The sequence below is a fragment of the Affinirhizobium lemnae genome (assembly GCF_022968395.1).
Taxonomy (GTDB): Bacteria; Pseudomonadota; Alphaproteobacteria; order Rhizobiales; family Rhizobiaceae; genus Neorhizobium; species Neorhizobium lemnae.
On record NZ_JALJQZ010000003.1, the window covers coordinates 190,466 to 207,857 of the forward strand.

Consider the following 17,392-nt stretch of genomic DNA (forward strand, 5'->3'; position numbering starts at 1 on the left):
TGAGGGGGACGGCGAGATGACAGCTCAACGCGCAGCTACCGGCAAAATCCGCACCGGGATCGGTGGCTGGACGTTTGAGCCGTGGGAAGGACCGTTTTATCCGGAAAAGCTGGCCAAGAAGCGGCAGTTGGAGTTCGCCAGCCGCGAACTGACGGCGATCGAGGTAAATGGCACTTACTATTCAAGCCAGAAGCCGGAGACCTTTGCAAAATGGGCCTCCGAGGTTCCGGAAGATTTTGTCTTTTCGCTGAAGGCAAGCCGCTACTGCACGAACCGGAAGGTGTTGGCAGAGGCTGGCCCATCCATCGACAAGTTCCTGAACCAGGGAATTGCTGAACTTGGGCCTCATCTCGGGCCTATTCTCTGGCAATTCATGGCAACGAAAGCTTTCGATCCCGCTGATTTCGAAGGCTTCCTGCAACTCCTTCCAAAGTCGCTCAACGGCCTGCCTCTCCGCCACGTCGTGGAACCGCGTCACGCGAGCTTCTGTTGCGAGGCGTTCGTGGAGCTACTGGCAAAATACGATGTGGCTGCCGTGTGTGCAGACCATGAGGAATACCCGATGTTTGCGGATGTGACGTCAGACTTCGTCTATCTGCGCCTGCAGCGCGGTTCCGATGATGTGCAAACCTGCTATCCGGAACCCGAGCTCGAACGATGGGCAGACCGCATCTCCATCTATGCGGAGGGCGGCACGCCGGACGATCTGTCGCTGAACGCCCCAAACCGGAAGGCCGCGAAGACCCCTCGGGACGTCTTCGCTTTCTTCATCACAGGGGGTAAAGTCAACGCCCCCAACGGTGCCCGTCGGCTTTTTGACAGGCTCAAAGGGGATTGAGGCTTTCGAGCGCGGACGGAATTGCCGTGACAAGGTCCTCTGCCGTCATGCCTCTTTTCGCGTTTTGCGCCGCTTGCGCATGAAGCCAGACTGCAGCAGCGGCGGCCTCATAGGCGGGCATCCCCTGCGCCAAATGTGCGCCTGCAATTCCGGCCAGCACATCTCCGGCTCCCGCAGTGGCCAGCCAGGGCGGCGCATTCTCATTGATCAGACTACGTCCATCGGGTGCGACGATCACAGTGTCCGGTCCCTTGTCGATGACGACTGCGCCTGAGCGGGCGGCAGCAAGTCTGGCCCGTTCGAGCTTGCCCAGACTGTCATTTCGAGCCAGATCCGGAAACAGCCGCGCAAACTCGCCTTCATGAGGCGTGAGAATATACGGACTTCCGGTGTTCTTGAATGTTGCGAACAGTTGCTCGGGGTTCGAAGCAAAGAACGTGATTGCGTCGGCATCGATAACGCAGGGCTTCGCTGCCAGAACTTCGATGTAGTCCCGAATCGTCTCTCCGATACCAAATCCAGGGCCGATTACACAGGCGTGGATTTTGGCCTCGGAGAGCCACTGCTCCACGTCCAGTCGCGAACTGACCGACCGGACCATGACCGCGGTCAGCGATGCGGCAGCGACATCGAGTGCATCCGGCGGAACGCCCACCGTGACGAGCCCTGCCCCGGCATGAAGGCCTGCGGCAGCGGCGAGACGTGCGGCTCCGGTATGGCTGCGCCCCCCGGAGAAGACGGCCATATGTCCGCGACGATACTTATGCGTATCGGCTTCAATCAAGGGGTATTCGTTTTGCCAGGCTTTCGGATTGTTGACCGAGACTGATCGAGCATGTTGCTCGACGATCCGTCTTGGCATGCCGATCGACACGACCTCCACTGTGCCGCAGAATGCGCGGCCCGGCATCAACAGATGTCCCGGCTTGCGGGCCTCGAATGTGACGGTGACATCGGCATCCAACGCCGCACCCCGCATGCGCCCTTGATTCCCGCAGATGCCGGATGGAAGATCGACCGCCAGGACCGACGCATCGGCACGCTTCACAGCCTCGATCAGGGTCTGGACAGGCTCGGGCAAAGGCCGTGTCAATCCAGCACCAAACAAGGCATCGATAACCAGATCATCTCGTTCGGGAACGTAGGCGGAAATGGGTTCTATCGGTAGCGGGCAGCGCTCTCGTGCATCTCTCGCCGCCCCCTCAGCGCTCGACCTTCCCCAGGAAAAAACGGCAACATTGCATCCATGGCCAGCGAGAACCCTGGCTGCGACATAACCATCGCCGCCATTATTACCCGGGCCACAAAGAATTGCGATCTTCCGCGCCTCTGGAAAATGCCTAAGCGCACAGGCGGCCACGGCATAACCTGCCCGTTCCATAAGATCAGCGATCTCAATTCCACTCTGCACCGACGCTACATCAGCTGCCGCCGCCTCTTGCGTCGTGAACAGGATTGTCTCATCACGCAGCGTCTTTAAGCATTTCCGCAAGTTTTCATCCTTGAACGTCAAACGAGGCCCCAATTTAAGATGATTTTTTGTGCTTTTGCATATTTTTTAAACTCGATTAAATGCGACTTTCGTGTGCACTTTTGGACTAGTCTTCTCTCACCAGCTTCCCCTTGCATTGTGCATCGTGAAACCATAGCCTGCAATCAAGCAGGAGGAGGGTTCTAGATCCGGAACCAAAAATTCTTTGCCGCTCCATGCGGTTGGCACGCTACGTGCATCTAGTTGGGCAAACGGGCATCACCCGTTTTCGAGGGAGAAGCGGAGAGTTATTTTCTCATGAAAAAGATTGAAGCGATCATCAAGCCTTTCAAACTGGACGAAGTCAAAGAAGCGCTTCAAGAGGTCGGGCTACAAGGTATTACCGTAACGGAAGCGAAGGGTTTCGGTCGCCAGAAGGGGCATACCGAGCTTTATCGCGGCGCTGAGTATGTTGTTGACTTCCTTCCGAAGGTTAAGGTGGAAGTGGTGCTGGCTGATGAAAACGTGGATGCGGTGATCGATGCGATCCGCAACGCGGCTCAAACTGGACGCATTGGCGATGGCAAGATCTTCGTCTCCAACGTTGAAGAAGTTGTTCGCATCCGTACCGGCGAAACCGGTGTAGACGCAATCTGACAAACCCGGCCGACTAGAGCCGGGCAAACGACTAACATATTGATTAATGGGAGATTCCATGACGACCGCAAGCGACATCATGAAGCAGATCAAGGAGAATGACGTCAAGTTCGTGGACCTGCGCTTTACCGACCCCAAGGGTAAGCTGCATCACGTCACGATGGACGTCGTAGCCGTCGACGAGGACATGTTCGCCGATGGCGTCATGTTCGATGGTTCCTCCATTGGCGGCTGGAAAGCAATCAACGAATCCGACATGGTGCTGATGCCCGATCCGGTAACAGTACACATGGACCCCTTCTTCGCTCAGTCCACCATGGTCGTGATCTGCGACATTCTGGATCCGGTTTCCGGCGAAGCCTATAACCGCGACCCACGCGGCACAGCCAAGAAGGCCGAGGCATACCTCAAGGCATCGGGCATCGGCGACACGGTTTTCGTCGGACCTGAGCCGGAATTCTTTATCTTCGATGACGTGAAGTATAAGGCTGATCCATACAATACGGGTTTCAAGCTCGATTCCTCGGAACTGCCATCCAACGACGACACAGATTACGAGACCGGCAATCTTGGCCATCGCCCGCGCGTCAAGGGCGGCTATTTCCCGGTTCCGCCGGTCGACAGCCTTCAGGACATGCGCTCCGAAATGCTGACGGTTCTCTCGGAAATGGGCGTCGTCGTAGAAAAGCATCACCACGAAGTGGCGGCCGCACAGCATGAGCTTGGCGTGAAGTTCGATACGCTGGTTCGGAATGCCGACAAGATGCAGATCTATAAGTATGTCGTGCATCAGGTTGCCAATGCTTACGGCAAGACCGCGACCTTCATGCCAAAGCCAATCTATGGCGATAACGGTTCGGGTATGCACGTTCACCAGTCGATCTGGAAAGACGGCAAGCCGACCTTTGCTGGCGATGAGTATGCCGGTCTTTCCGAGAGCTGCTTGTACTACATCGGTGGCATCATCAAGCATGCCAAGGCAATCAACGCCTTCACCAACCCGACGACCAACTCCTACAAGCGACTTGTTCCGGGCTATGAGGCGCCGGTCCTGCTGGCCTACTCGGCTCGCAACCGCTCTGCTTCCTGCCGTATTCCATTCGGAACGGGCCCCAAGTCGAAGCGTGTAGAAGTTCGTTTCCCGGATCCGGCTCAGAACCCGTATCTCGGCTTCGCTGCAATGTTGATGGCCGGCCTCGACGGTATCAAGAACAAGATCCATCCTGGCAAGGCCATGGACAAGGACCTGTATGACCTGCCGCCGAAGGAGTTGAAGAAGATCCCAACGGTTTGCGGCTCCTTGCGTGAAGCGCTCGAAAGCCTGGACAAGGATCGCAAGTTCCTGACCGCCGGCGGCGTGTTCGATGACGACCAGATCGACGCTTACATTGAACTGAAGATGCAGGAAGTCATGCGTTTCGAAATGACGCCGCATCCGGTCGAGTTTGACATGTACTACTCTGCATAATGATTATGGAGGGTCGCTGCCCGCAGCGACCCTCGTTTTCAAAGCTCTCGCATTCTTGAACCTCTGCGTCGATTCGGCAGCGCCAGTCAGACAATCATCGGCGCAATTAATGACCTCGACCAAAACACAGCTACCTGCAGTATTCGGCTGGACTATCTGCCTGCTTGGCCTTCAGGTACAATGTGCCTTTTGCCACTCGCGATCATCGACTATCTGTTCTACGGCTTACTGCCCGACACACAAAATGCGTTGGCACAAGCTCACGGGTGTCATCGGTTTTGCGTCGTTTGCAGCCTTCTATTGCTTTCAACATTCAGTGCGTATTTTTGGGCAAAGAATTCCACTCCTATCACGCCATGGGAATCGTTCTGGTGCCGGATTTGTCGTTCTTGTGGCACTACCTCAGCGATGGCCTCATGCGCTCAAGATGCGTTGAAGAAAGATTCAGGTCTTGATGTCAGATTTATGAATTCCCACATCTATCGGGAAAGGAAGTCTGAACCATGAAACAACGCAGCGCAAAATTTACGATCGGGGAAGTCGTCCGTCACAAGGTCTTTCCGTTCCGGGGAGTTGTGTTCGACGTGGATCCCGAATTCGCGAATACCGAAGAGTGGTGGAATGCGATCCCGGCCGAGATCCGTCCGCACAAGGATCAGCCCTTCTACCATTTGTTGGCAGAGAACGACGAGACTGCCTACGTGGCCTACGTCTCCGAGCAAAATCTCGTGCACGACGACAGCGGCGTTCCCTTGAAGAATCCGCAGGTCGAGCAGGTATTCGAGGTCGCGCCGACCGGTCAATTCAAGCCCAAGGCCATGATGGCGCACTGACACGAGTATCGGAGAATCAAAAAGGGGATACCGATCGGCATCCCCTTTTCACCAAGTCTTTTGCAATCCGCCTTACTGGCCGGTCTTCGCAGCGTTCTGGGCGTCCTCAAGCTTCTTGCGCGCTTCTTCCGCCTTCTTCTGCATGCTTTCCTGCAGATTACGCTGGCTCTCTGCCAATTGCGACTGGGAGATCGGCGCGCCATCGAATGCGCCCGTAAAGCCGCTCAGTGCGACCTTGATCGGGTTCGGAGCGCGACGGAAATTGATGGACGTGAACACGACTTCGCTACCCTTCTTCAGGCTCGCGATCATGGCGTCGGTCAGAACCACTTCAGCCGTGCAACGGTCCGGGATGCAGAGTACGTAATCCAGCTTCTGGCCCTTGCCGCCATCGATCTGCATCACGACGCCAGGCTGAATGAGGCGAGCAGACGGAACGGAGACCTGAAGGATCTTGCGGTTGACCTTGCCTTCGACGGTGATGAGGCCGACTGCCGTGATCAACTGACCGTTCTGCGAGAGAAGAACGTTCTGGACGGCACAGACATCGCTGTCGTCCTGCTTGTCGCAGGTCTTGAACCAGCCAAGTGGCGGCGCGCCAGCCGGTGCGGCACCATCTTGCGCCAGTGCTGCTATCGGCGCTGCGCCGAATGAAAGTGCGAGGGCGGACATGGCAGTCCGCAGAACCTTGTTTGCCTTAAGCATCATACCGAGATCCGTCTCCTGAAAGCGGTTGTGAGAAGCAGCTGTGCCGCTTCATGCCGGGTGCGGTGTCGCTCCACTGTCGTTCAAATGAGGCATTTGAATGACCCACCCGATTTGCACCCCTGTTACATCGCGTGGCGGCGGATATCCAGCATTAGTTTTGCGAAATTACACGGCATATTGATCTTTTAGGTCCGCCGATTGAAGTCATTGCGAGCTATAGGCTAGGCTCGCAGCGAATCGACTTTGACAGGACGTAAGACCATGCGCCGTTTGACCACGCTTTCCTTTATTTTGCTTGCCTTGGCGGGGGCCGCCCATGCGGAACCTGTCCATGGCATTGCAATGCACGGAAATCCTGCGCTACCAGCCGACTTCAAGAATTTCCCATACGTCAATCCATCTGTCAAAAAGGGCGGCAAGATCGCTTATGGCGTCGTCGGCACGTACGATAGTCTCAATCCGTTCAATCTGAAGAGCATCCGTACGACCGCGCGGGGGATGTGGGACAACATCTTCGGAAACCTTGTTTACGAGAGCCTGATGGTACGCTCGTCCGATGAGCCTTTCACGCTCTATGGGTTGCTGGCGGAAAGCGTCGAATGGGATGAGGCGCGGACCTATATCCAGTTCAACCTGAATCCGAAGGCGAAATGGTCCGATGGGCAGCCGGTCACGCCGGAAGACGTCATTTTCAGCATGGAGGTCCTGCGGGACAAGGGCCGCACGCCTTTCAATGCACGCCTGAAGCCTGTCGAAAAAATGGAAAAGATTGGCGAGCGCAGCGTGCGCTTCACGTTCAACAAGCTGGCGGACAGGGAGTTTCCGCTTATCCTCGCCTCCGGCACTCCCATCCTGCCGAAGCACATCATCAACGCTGCAACGTTCGATCAATCCTCGTTGACGATTCCGACGGGTTCCGGTCCCTACAAGGTGAAGACCGTCAATCCTGGCCAGAAGATCGTTTATGAAAGAGATCCGAATTACTGGGGCAAGGATATCCCGTCCAAGGTCGGGTTCGACAATTACGATGAGTTGTCGGTCGAATATTTCCTTCAGGAAAACACGCTGTTCGAGGCATTTAAGAAGGGCGCAATCGACGTCTATCTGGAAGGCAATCCGACTCACTGGTCACGTGCCTACGACTTTCCAGCAGTGGGCAGCGGCGATGTCATCAAGGACGTGTTCAAGCCGAATGTTCCTTCCGGCATGGTTGGATTCGTCTTCAATCTTCGGCGCCCCGCCTTCCAGAACGAGCATGTTCGAAAGGCTCTGGCGACGGCATTTGATTTTGAATGGGCCAACCGTAACCTGTTCGACGGCGCTTACACGCGTACGCAGAGCTACTGGCAGAATTCCAGCCTGTCTTCGCTGGGAAAACCAGCGGATCAGAAAGAACTGGCGCTGCTTGGCGACGCGGTGAAAAAGATCCCGAAGAACATCCTTGATGGTAAGACCGAGTTTCCTGCGACGGATGGATCTGGTGGCGACCGGAAGGTGCTGCGTGATGTGGTGGAAACCCTGAAGAAGGGCGGCTACACCATCAAGGGTGGCAAGATGGTGAATGAGTCCGGCGTGCCAATGGCATTCGAGATCATGACCCAGAATCAGGACCAGGAAAAAGTCGCCATTTCCTTCCAGAGAACGCTGAAGATGATCGGGGTCGATCTGTCGATCCGCACGGTCGACGATGCGCAGTATCAGAGTCGTTCCGGCAACTTTGACTACGACATCATCATGAAATCCTACCCCTCCTCGCTTTCGCCCGGCATTGAGCAGATTGGCCGGTGGGGAAGTGATTCCAAGGACCGCCAGGGCAGTTTCAACTTTGCCGGTTTGGCCGATCCAGATGTCGACCGCATTATCCAGGCCATGCTGAACGCTCGCTCTCGCGAAGATTTTGAAACTGCGGTACGGGCTTACGACCGCTTGCTGCTTGCCGGCAATTATCTTGTTCCGCTCTATCACATTCCGGAACAATGGGTTGCGCGCTGGAAGTACATAGAGCATAGCGACAAACTTCCGCTTTATGGCTACCAGCTTCCTACCTGGTGGGATGCGCGGGCGCAGAAGTAACGAACAAACCAACTGACGGATGGCCCTTATGGAACAGCTGACCATTGACCTTGTATCCGATGTGGTTTGCCCATGGTGCTATCTTGGCAAGGCGCGTCTCGAACTCGCGATTGCCGAAGTGCAAGATCAGGTGCAGATCGACATCAATTGGCGACCCTACCGCCTGAATCCTGACTACCCCGCCGAGGGCGTTGACCAGAAGGCCGCGCTTGAGAAAAAGCTGGGCGGTGCGGAAGCCGTCAAGCGCGCTCACGATATGCTGACGGAACTCGGCCGTGACGTTGGAATCAACTTCAATTTCGAAGCGATCGAAGTCGGCCCGAACACATTGAATGCGCATCGCTTGATCCATTGGGCCTCAATGGAGGGTCGCGATGTGCAGGACCGTGTCGTGACGGCTCTGTTCAAGGCGAACTTCGAGGAAGGCCGCAATATCGGCGATACACATGTTCTGCTGGATATCGCTGTTCAGTCCGGCCTCCAGCATGATGTTGTTGCAGCATTGCTGAATTCGGCTGCCGACATCGACACTGTTCTTGGCGAGATCGAGGCCGCGCAGAAGATGGGCGTCAACGGGGTTCCCTTCTTCATCATCGAGCAGCAGTATGCGGTGAGTGGGGCTCAAACGCCGGATGTGCTGGCCAACGCATTCGTGGACATTGCGAAAGCAAAAGCAGAAGCCCGCGCGAACTTGAATTGACGCCTTTGTAAGAGAAGCCTAATCCGGCAGGACAACACCTGCCGGAATCGCTCCCTTGTCCAGTCAAGATACGACCCTCAAAGGCATTTTCATCGCCTTTCTTTGCTTTGCAGCCTACTCCTTCAGCGATGCCGCCGTGAAACTCGTCGAAGGACGCGTGCCGGCCTTTCAGGCAGGCTTCATTGGAACGGTGGTTGGCTTTGCGGCAGTCCCGTTCCTGCTGAAAAAGGGCGACCGATGGAGCGACATGGTGCGCACCACCAACCGCCCGCTCTGGCTGCTACGCTTTGTCTGCGCCACGATCGGCACGGTCGGCAGCATCATCGCCTTCACCGAACTCTCCATGGCGGAAGCATTCTGTCTGATCTTCCTCCTGCCGTCGTTCGCGACGATCATGTCGGTCATTTTCTTGAAGGAGCGGGTGGGAGCAAAGCGCTGGGCAGCCGTGATTATCGGCTTTATCGGCGTACTCGTGGTCTTGCGACCCGGATTTCGAGAACTGTCCTTCGGTCACCTGACGGCACTTGCCTCCGGCTTCACCGGTGCCGTCTCCGTCATCATCTACCGCAAGCTGGGTCCAAGCGAGAAAAACATCTCGATGTACGGCGCCGGAATTCTCGGCAGTCTCATCATCTGCGCAGTACTGATGCTGCCTACCCTGATGATGCCAACGGCTTGGGATTTTGTTCTGCTGACAGCCTTCGGACTGCTGGCGGCTGTTGGTACCGTGCTTCTGATGATTGCATCCTACTACGCGCCGGCGGCGATCGTGACCCCGCTCCAGTACAGCCAGATGCTATGGGCCATCCTGCTCGGCTACTTTGTGTTTGGCGATTCGGTTGACCGCTGGATGGCGGTGGGTATCGCCCTCATCGTCGGTTCCGGGCTTTTGACGCTCATTCGTGAACGCAAGCGAGGTACCAGCCTGCCGCCGCCGGTCGCAGGACAAAGCGAGGTGGCTCTGGCGGTCAAGCCGGACAACCCGGCCTGACCGCTTTTCACACTCATGCCTGCTTCGCCAGATCCGCGAGTTGAACCATGATCTGTGCCGCCGTGCTGAGACGCTTTCCCGGTGTTGGCAGATCGCGGTTCAGGAACACACTGTGATCCGGCCGGATCTTCGCCATGCTGCCCTGTTTCGCGATATAGCCCACCAGTCCAGCCGGATTGGGGAATTGCTTGTCGCGGAACTGCAGGACGACGCCCTTCGGACCAGCTTCCAGCTTTTCGACATTGGCCGTACGGCAGAGCGACTTGATGAAGACGACCTTCAGCAGGTTCTGCACCTCGACTGGCATGGGTCCGAAACGGTCCACCATCTCGGCGCCGAAGCCATCGATTTCCTTCAACTCGGTCAGTTCACCAAGACGACGATAAAGACCCATGCGCAGGTGTAGATCCGGCACATAGTTTTCCGGGATCATGACCGTGATGCCGACAGAGATCTGTGGCGACCAGCCGGTATCCAGGATCTCGTCTTCGCCCTTCACCTCGGCCACCGCCTCTTCCAGCATTTGCTGATAAAGCTCGAAGCCGACTTCCTTGATATGGCCCGACTGCTCTTCGCCAAGAAGATTGCCTGCACCGCGAATATCGAGGTCGTGGCTGGCGAGCTGGAAGCCAGCGCCCAGCGTATCGAGCGACTGCAGAACCTTGAGGCGGCGTTCGGCTGTCGTGGTCAACTGCTTGTTGACCGGCAATGTGAACAGCGCAAAGGCGCGAACCTTCGAACGGCCAACACGTCCACGCAACTGGTAGAGCTGCGCGAGACCGAACATATCGGCGCGGTGAACGATCAGCGTATTGGCCGTCGGAACGTCCAGGCCGGATTCGACGATGGTGGTGGACAGAAGAACATCATATTTGCCGTCGTAGAAGGCATTCATGATGTCTTCCAACTCGCCCGCTGGCATCTGCCCATGAGCAATCGCCACCTTCAGTTCAGGCACATCCGATTGCAGGAAGGCCTGAATATCCGGCAAGTCCGCCAGACGCGGGCAGACATAGAAACTCTGTCCACCGCGATAATGTTCGCGCATCAGGGTTTCGCGGATGACCAAAGGATCAAACGGCGAGATGAAGGTACGAACCGCCATGCGATCTACCGGCGGTGTGGTGATCAGCGAGAGCTCGCGAACGCCGGTCATGGCCAGTTGCAGTGTGCGCGGGATTGGCGTCGCGGACAGCGTCAGAACGTGAACGTCGCTCTTCAGCTCCTTCAGCTTTTCCTTGTGCTTGACGCCGAAATGCTGCTCCTCGTCGATGATGAGCAGACCAAGATTGGCGAACTTGATGCCGGTGCCGAGCAGCGCATGGGTGCCGACGACGATATCGACCTTGCCCTCGGACAGATCCTTCTTCGTCTGGTTCAGCTCCTTCGTGGTCACGAGGCGCGATGCCTGTTCCACCCGGATTGGCAGGCCGCGGAAGCGCTCACGGAACGTCTTGAAATGCTGGCGGGCCAGCAAGGTGGTCGGCACAACGACGGCCACCTGCGCGCCATTCATGGCGGCGAAGAAAGCAGCACGGAGCGCCACTTCCGTCTTGCCGAAGCCGACGTCACCACAAACGAGGCGATCCATCGGGCGACCAGCGGCCAGATCCTCCCGCACGGAATCGATGGCATTCGCCTGATCTTCCGTCTCATCATAGGGGAAGCGTGCGGCAAATTCGTCGTACAGCCCTTCTGGCGTTTCCAGGACCGGTGCGCGGCGCGTGATGCGCGTTGCTGCGAGCTTGATCAGCGCATCGGCCATATCCAGCAGGCGCTTCTTGAGCTTGGCCTTGCGAGCCTGCCAGGCACCCCCGCCGAGCTTATCGAGCTGGGCTTCCGCTGCGTCAGATCCATAACGCGACAGGAGGTCAATATTTTCGACCGGAAGAAACAGCTTGGCCTGATCGGAATAGTGAAGCTCAAGGCAGGCACGTGGCGCGCCCGCAGCCTCAATCGTGATGAGGCCGACAAAGCGCCCGATGCCGTGTTCGGCATGGACGACCAGGGAGCCTTCGTCGAGTCCTGCGACTTCCGAGATGAAATCCGCGCCACGCTTGCGGCGCTTGGAACGGCGAACCATACGGTCGCCCAGAATATCCTGCTCGCCGATGATAACGACATCGCCGGTTTCAAAACCTGCTTCAAGACTGAGAATGGCGGAAGCCGCCTCGCCCTTGTCCAGCTTGCGGAGATCGGCGAGTTTCTCGATCTGCTTGATGCGCTTCAGGCCATGTTCGTCGAGCACCTGGAGAAGTCGATCCAGCGAACCGGCAGACCAACCGGTGATCAGTACTTTCGAGCCCTCGGCGCGCTTGTCGGCAATGTGCTTTACGACGAGATCGAACACGTTTGTCCGTTCGTCACGCGACTGCTGCTCCGCTTCTGCCTGCGCCTTCGCCCAACGCGGACCGGCATGCGCGTCGAGCGTCACGACCTTGCGGCTCTCGCCCTCGTGCTCATTGAACGGCGTCAGGCGAATGGCGTGGACGGCATCCAGCAGCGCGCCGAAGCCTTTGCCCTCCAGATACAGCTGGCCGGGCGACAGAGGCTTGTAAGGGGCCGACTGTGCGGCGCCGCCCTTGCCGCCGGTGCCGGACGACTGGCGCGCCTCATAATAATCCAGAATGAGCTTTGAACGCTCCAACGCCGCTTCACGCGCCGTATGGTCGGTGACGATACGGAAGCCAGAGAGGTAGTCGAATGCCGTTTCCAGCTTCTCATAAAACAGGGGAAGCCAATGCTCCATGCCCGCATAGCGGCGGCCTTCAGACACCGCCTGATAAAGCGCATCGTCACGCGTTGCCGCGCCGAATGTGGACAGATAGGACTTGCGGAAACGGCTGATCGTTTCCGGCGTCAGGGTCACCTCGCTCATCGGGTTCAGATCGAGCGCGCGGGCCTGCCCCGTCGTTCGCTGGCTGGCCGGGTCGAAGGTGCGGATGGTTTCCAGCGTATCGCCGAAGAAGTCCAGTCGAACCGGCTCCTCGCTTCCAGGAACGAAGACATCGAGGATGCCGCCGCGAACGGCAAACTCGCCGACTTCGCGCACGGTCGGCACACGGTCGAATCCGTTTCGCTCCAACCGGGCCGCTATGTCATCCATGCGGATCGTATTGCCGGGCTTGGCCGAGAAGGCGAGGCTCTCGATCACGTCGGCTGGCGCGATTTTCTGCATCATCGCGTTGACGGTCACCAGCACGATTGCCGGATGCGGTTTGCGCGCGTGGGCAATCAGGCCAGAGAGAGCAGCGAGACGTCTTGCCGACGTATCAGCGCTTGGCGAAACACGGTCATAAGGCAGGCAGTCCCAGGCGGGTAGCGTCAGCACCGGGATGTCTGGCGCAACAAAGCCGAGCATCTGCTCGAGGTCCGCCATCCGGTGGCCGTCCGACATGACATAGGCAACCGGCTGCCCTGCCCGGGCCATTTCCGCCAACAGGAAAGGCTCCATGCCCGCCTGAACGTTGGCAACAGTGAACCCTGCCGCCGAAGCGGCCAGTTTTTTCGCATCGAAGCCAGAAATCATGAACGAGGACCGTGCTTCTCGGCAAGGGAGGCGATCGTCACGATATCAAAGTCAGGCCGATATTTGCAAAGGCGCTCGAACATGGGCGTTTGCAGATGCGCAGGTACGGGATCGGCACCGGTGATCCAACGGTTCAGATCCTGATCCTCTTCGGCCATGATCGTCTCGAATTCATCGAGTTCCTCATCCGAAAGAGAGGCGATTTCATTTTCGGCAAATTGTCCGAACACGAGATCCATTTCGCGAATCCCGCGGTGCCAGCACCGATAAAGAATGCGACGACGGCGGGGATCGAGATCGGCGCTGCTGCGCGACAGTCCTGTCATGAGCGTGTACCCTGTTTGTACGCGTCATATAGGCCGAAAACTTCTGCTTGTCAGCCTTGCCAAACATGCATTTTCCAGCGCATTTTCCCGGCCATGCGTCCAGCCCTTCTCGATCCGCTCTTTGCATCCGTCTCAAGCCTGCCCGGCATCGGCCCAAAACTGGCAGAACTGCTTGCCCGCGTCACCAACCGCGAGGATGCGGATGACTGCCGCGTGGTGGATATCCTCTTCCACGCCCCCTCTTCGCTGATTGATCGCAGAAACCGTCCCGGCATTGCGCTGGCGCCGGAAGGCGTGATCGTGACCGTACAGGGCCATGTCGACCGGCATCAGCCGCCACCTCCGGGTAAGAGCAACATGCCCTATCGCGTGTTCCTGCGCGATGAGACCGGTGAACTGGCACTAACCTTTTTCAAGGTGAAAGGAAACTGGCTCGAGAAAGCCCTACCCATCGACGAAGAGATCCTCGTCAGCGGCAAGGTGGACTGGTTCAACGGTCGTGCCTCCATGGTGCATCCGGACCTGATGGTGAAGGCATCCGAGGCGGCCGATATGCCGCTGGTGGAACCGGTCTATCCCATGACGGCCGGTCTGGTGCCGAAGGTCATTCGCAGGGCCGTCGAGGGGTCGCTTGCACGTCTGCCCAACCTGCCGGAATGGATGGACATTCCGCTTCAGCAAAAGCAGGGCCTGCCCTCGACCGCGGATGCATTCCGCCGTCTGCACGATCCTCGGGATGCAGCCGATCTGGACCCGCAGACACCGTCGCGGCGCCGTCTTGCCTATGACGAGTTCCTGGCGGGGCAAGTGTCCCTTGCACTTGTTCGTCAGCGCATGCGCAAGACTGCGGGCAGACCGATCAAGGCACAGGGTAGTTTGCGGGAAGCCATCCGCAAGACCCTGCCCTTTTCGCTGACGAACAGCCAGCAGACGGCAATTTCCGAAATTCTACAGGACATGGAAAAGCCAGAGCGCATGTTGCGACTGGTGCAGGGCGATGTCGGCGCGGGCAAGACGCTTGTGGCGCTCATGGCCATGGCTGATGTGGTGGAAGCTGGCGGACAGGCAGTTCTGATGGCGCCGACCGAAATTCTTGCCCGGCAACATCATGCGACGATTTCCCGCTTCGGTGCGGCCATCGGACTGAAGGTGGAGGTTCTGACGGGACGCGTAAAAGGCAAGGAACGCGAGGAGGTTCTGAGCCGGATCGCCTCCGGTGAGGCGCAGATCATCATTGGTACCCATGCCCTGTTTCAGGACGCTATTGTCTATCACGACCTCATGCTGGCGGTGGTCGATGAACAGCACCGCTTTGGTGTTCACCAGCGTTTGCGGCTAACGGCCAAAGGTGAGAACCCGCATCTGCTCGTCATGACAGCAACACCAATCCCGCGCACGCTGGTACTCGCAGCCTTCGGCGACATGGATGTCTCCAAGCTGACGGAGAAGCCAGCGGGCCGTAAGCCAATCCAGACCGTGACGGTGCCGACGGAGAGGACAGACGAGATCGTGGCACGTCTGCGCGCAGCCATCGCCGACGGCAAGAAAGCGTATTGGATCTGCCCTCTCGTTGAGGAATCGGATCTCTCCGAACTGATGTCGGCAGAAGAGCGGCACGCGGTTCTTGCAAAGGCACTGGGTCCCAAGGTCGGTCTTGTTCATGGGCGGATGACCGGTCCGGAAAAAGATGCGGTTATGGCGGCCTTCAAGGCCGGGGAACTGCGAATGCTTGTCGCAACGACCGTGGTGGAAGTTGGCGTCGACGTTCCAGATGCAACGATCATGGTCATCGAGCATGCGGAACGGTTCGGCCTTGCGCAACTGCATCAGTTGCGCGGGCGCGTCGGTCGCGGCGACGAGGCGTCAACCTGCATTTTGCTCTACAAGGGACCGCTGAGCGAAACCGGTCGGGCACGCCTTTCCATTTTGCGAGACAGCGAAGACGGCTTCCTGATCGCAGAGGAGGATCTCAAACTTCGTGGCGAAGGTGAATTGCTGGGAACGCGTCAATCCGGCACACCCGGCTTTCGCATTGCAAGCCTGGAGGCCCATGGCGACCTACTGGAGATTGCGCGCAAGGATGCGACCTACATCCTGGAACGAGATCCGGAACTGACAAGTGAGCGCGGGCAGGCGCTTCGCGTTCTGCTCTATCTGCACCGCCGCGACGAGGCGATCCGATATCTCCGGGCCGGGTAGTGAGCGCGGCAAGGGCCACGCTCAACCTCACGCTCGGTTACTGCTTCACGCCCGGAAGTGTGACGCGAAAAACCTGGAACATGGTATCGACGTCCGCGCCATCTGCAGCCTTGTAGGCAGCACCGACCTGATAACCGTCCTGTGTCAGGAAGTCGTTGTCGTTGGCAACGAACAGGAAGTAATCGTCCGGCGCGTTGGCATCGAGCGCGCTTGCGATGCTCATCGCTTCCCATTTTTCCGAAAGATTGTTCCTATCGTTCGGGACACCATTATGCAGCCCGAAGCGAGCGAGTTCAGCGCTATCGTTCAGATCGATGAAAGGGGTGAGCTTGGCAGGCTTGACCGAAGCATCAATGACACCCTTGGGCGCCACCGGCTTGTCTGCATCATAGGCGGTGTTGGCAATGTCCGTTGCAGCAGACAGGTCGACGGCAACGATCTTGCGGTACACCGAAGTATCGCCCTTCAGCCCCTGACCGTTATTGCTGTCGCGCGCCAGCATGAGGAAAGCCTTGTCGGACAGGGCAACGATTTCACTCTGCGCGGCAACGCCCACTTTACCCTTGTTATCAAAAGTGGGTAGCGGCACGACGTATTCATGCACCAGCTTGAGATTGTCGACGTCGGCAGCATCATACACGAGCGCACGCGTATTCATGCGGGTCTGGCCGGAATCGCCGCCATCCTGACGTGCCGCAGACTGAAGCACGGCGATGACGAACTTGCCGTCCGGCGTCATCGACATGCCTTCGAGGCCCTGGTTGTTTTGGCGGCCGGTATCCGGATCCTTGGGATCAGGCTTCTTGCCGTCTGCATCGACGTTATTGGAAGAGAAGTTCACCTCGCCCTTGCGCATTGGCAGCAGCGCCTTCGGCGGCTGTGTTGCCGAGATCATCTTACCATCTGCGGTGAAGTGGTAGATGTAAGGACCATATTCATCACTGATCAGGAAGGAACCATCCTTCAGACGGATGATCGCTTCAGGGTCGAGTGCGATCTTGCCCGTGCGCGCCTGCGGGAGAAGCGGTAGCTTGCCGGATGCCGGGCGCGTTCCGGATTCAGGATCAAGCCCCGTCATGTTCTTCCCCTGGCCGTCCGTCAGCAGGATTGTATCAGCGAGTTTTGCCTCCAGACCCTTCTGCTGCTTCTCGGCAGGTACGGCGCCGGTTGCGGGGGTCAGGCGGAATTCGATCCGGTTCAGGCGATCATTGTAATCCGTGGTCCCTTCGACATTGTAGCCGCGATCCGGAAGCAGCCAGAGCGCTCCGGTATAAGCGTCACCATCTTTTTTCCATGCGGTCGGATCAATCGCCATACCCGAACCCGACCCGAAAGTTTCGTTAAACTTGTCTTTCTGGTTCGCGGGGATACGACCCACAGCGACAAGGCCCTTGCTGGAAATGGTGATGCCGGCTGCGGATACCGAGGCTTCGGCATGAACTGCGAATGGCATCGCAAAAACGGAAGCTGCCAGTGCAAGGCTGGCGCAACGACGTGCAAACGTGGATGGAGATTTCATGAGAACAATCCTTTGAACTGGAGATCCCATTCCTGCCCTGCGCTACGCCCGTAGATCTGGCGCAAAGTTGAACATGGTGT

Annotated in this window: 13 protein-coding genes; 8 read left to right on the forward strand and 5 right to left on the reverse strand. The window is 57.8% G+C overall.

The window, feature by feature from the left end; genetic code table 11:
* The first annotated feature begins 16 nt into the window (after window positions 1-16).
* Complete coding sequence (locus MUU53_RS03435) at window positions 17-838, forward strand: DUF72 domain-containing protein (RefSeq protein WP_247259600.1); 822 nt, start codon at window positions 17-19, stop codon at window positions 836-838.
* Here MUU53_RS03435 and MUU53_RS03440 read toward each other — a convergent pair.
* Window positions 825-2,330, reverse strand: a complete 1,506-nt coding sequence (locus MUU53_RS03440) for an NAD(P)H-hydrate dehydratase (protein WP_247259601.1) — start codon at window positions 2,328-2,330, stop codon at window positions 825-827. The two genes, MUU53_RS03435 and MUU53_RS03440, sit on opposite strands and share 14 nt — an antisense overlap.
* Before the next feature lie 297 nt (window positions 2,331-2,627).
* Between MUU53_RS03440 and MUU53_RS03445 the strand changes: the two genes are divergently transcribed.
* The 3 genes from MUU53_RS03445 to hspQ all read left to right on the forward strand — a co-directional run bounded on the left by MUU53_RS03445 (window position 2,628) and on the right by hspQ (window position 5,267).
* Window positions 2,628-2,966 (forward strand): P-II family nitrogen regulator, encoded by a 339-nt coding sequence (locus MUU53_RS03445; RefSeq protein ID WP_062554525.1) that lies wholly within the window; start codon window positions 2,628-2,630, stop codon window positions 2,964-2,966.
* A gap of 58 nt (window positions 2,967-3,024) precedes the next feature.
* The gene (gene glnA, locus MUU53_RS03450) at window positions 3,025-4,434 is read left to right on the forward strand and encodes a type I glutamate--ammonia ligase (protein WP_247259602.1); all 1,410 of its coding nucleotides are present in this window, start codon (window positions 3,025-3,027) and stop codon (window positions 4,432-4,434) included.
* Between the two features lie 503 nt (window positions 4,435-4,937).
* Window positions 4,938-5,267 carry a heat shock protein HspQ gene (hspQ, locus tag MUU53_RS03455; RefSeq protein ID WP_062554528.1) on the forward strand — a complete coding sequence of 110 codons (330 nt, stop codon included), beginning with the start codon at window positions 4,938-4,940 and terminating at the stop codon, window positions 5,265-5,267.
* Window positions 5,268-5,339: 72 nt separating this feature from the next.
* Here hspQ and MUU53_RS03460 read toward each other — a convergent pair whose 3' ends face one another.
* On the reverse strand, window positions 5,340-5,975 hold the full coding sequence (locus MUU53_RS03460) for an invasion associated locus B family protein (protein ID WP_247259603.1): 636 nt from the start codon (window positions 5,973-5,975) through the stop codon (window positions 5,340-5,342).
* 261 nt (window positions 5,976-6,236) lie between these two features.
* On the opposite strand from MUU53_RS03460, the gene MUU53_RS03465 reads away from it, so the two are divergent.
* Genes MUU53_RS03465 through MUU53_RS03475 form a run of 3 tightly spaced genes read left to right on the forward strand, consistent with a single transcriptional unit; the run spans window position 6,237 to window position 9,739 of the window.
* Entirely contained in the window at window positions 6,237-8,048 is a 1,812-nt protein-coding gene (locus MUU53_RS03465; protein WP_247259604.1) for an extracellular solute-binding protein, read from the forward strand.
* Between the two features lie 28 nt (window positions 8,049-8,076).
* Entirely contained in the window at window positions 8,077-8,748 is a 672-nt protein-coding gene (locus MUU53_RS03470; RefSeq protein WP_247259605.1) for a DsbA family oxidoreductase, read from the forward strand.
* Window positions 8,749-8,803: 55 nt separating this feature from the next.
* On the forward strand, window positions 8,804-9,739 hold the full coding sequence (locus MUU53_RS03475; protein ID WP_247259606.1) for a DMT family transporter: 936 nt from the start codon (window positions 8,804-8,806) through the stop codon (window positions 9,737-9,739).
* Window positions 9,740-9,752: 13 nt separating this feature from the next.
* Here MUU53_RS03475 and mfd read toward each other — a convergent pair whose 3' ends face one another.
* Window positions 9,753-13,268 (reverse strand): transcription-repair coupling factor, encoded by a 3,516-nt coding sequence (gene mfd / locus MUU53_RS03480; RefSeq protein ID WP_247259607.1) that lies wholly within the window; start codon window positions 13,266-13,268, stop codon window positions 9,753-9,755.
* A complete protein-coding gene (locus tag MUU53_RS03485; RefSeq protein ID WP_247259608.1) occupies window positions 13,265-13,594 on the reverse strand; it encodes a succinate dehydrogenase assembly factor 2 in 330 nt (109 codons plus the stop codon). Before MUU53_RS03485 ends, mfd begins: the two co-directional genes overlap by 4 nt.
* A 93-nt stretch (window positions 13,595-13,687) precedes the next feature.
* Between MUU53_RS03485 and recG the strand changes: the two genes are divergently transcribed.
* Complete coding sequence (gene recG, locus MUU53_RS03490) at window positions 13,688-15,793, forward strand: ATP-dependent DNA helicase RecG (protein ID WP_247259609.1); 2,106 nt, start codon at window positions 13,688-13,690, stop codon at window positions 15,791-15,793.
* Window positions 15,794-15,830: 37 nt separating this feature from the next.
* Here the strand turns inward: recG and MUU53_RS03495 are convergent, their stop codons facing one another.
* A complete protein-coding gene (locus MUU53_RS03495; RefSeq protein WP_247259610.1) occupies window positions 15,831-17,312 on the reverse strand; it encodes an esterase-like activity of phytase family protein in 1,482 nt (493 codons plus the stop codon).
* Between the last annotated feature and the right edge of the window lie 80 nt (window positions 17,313-17,392).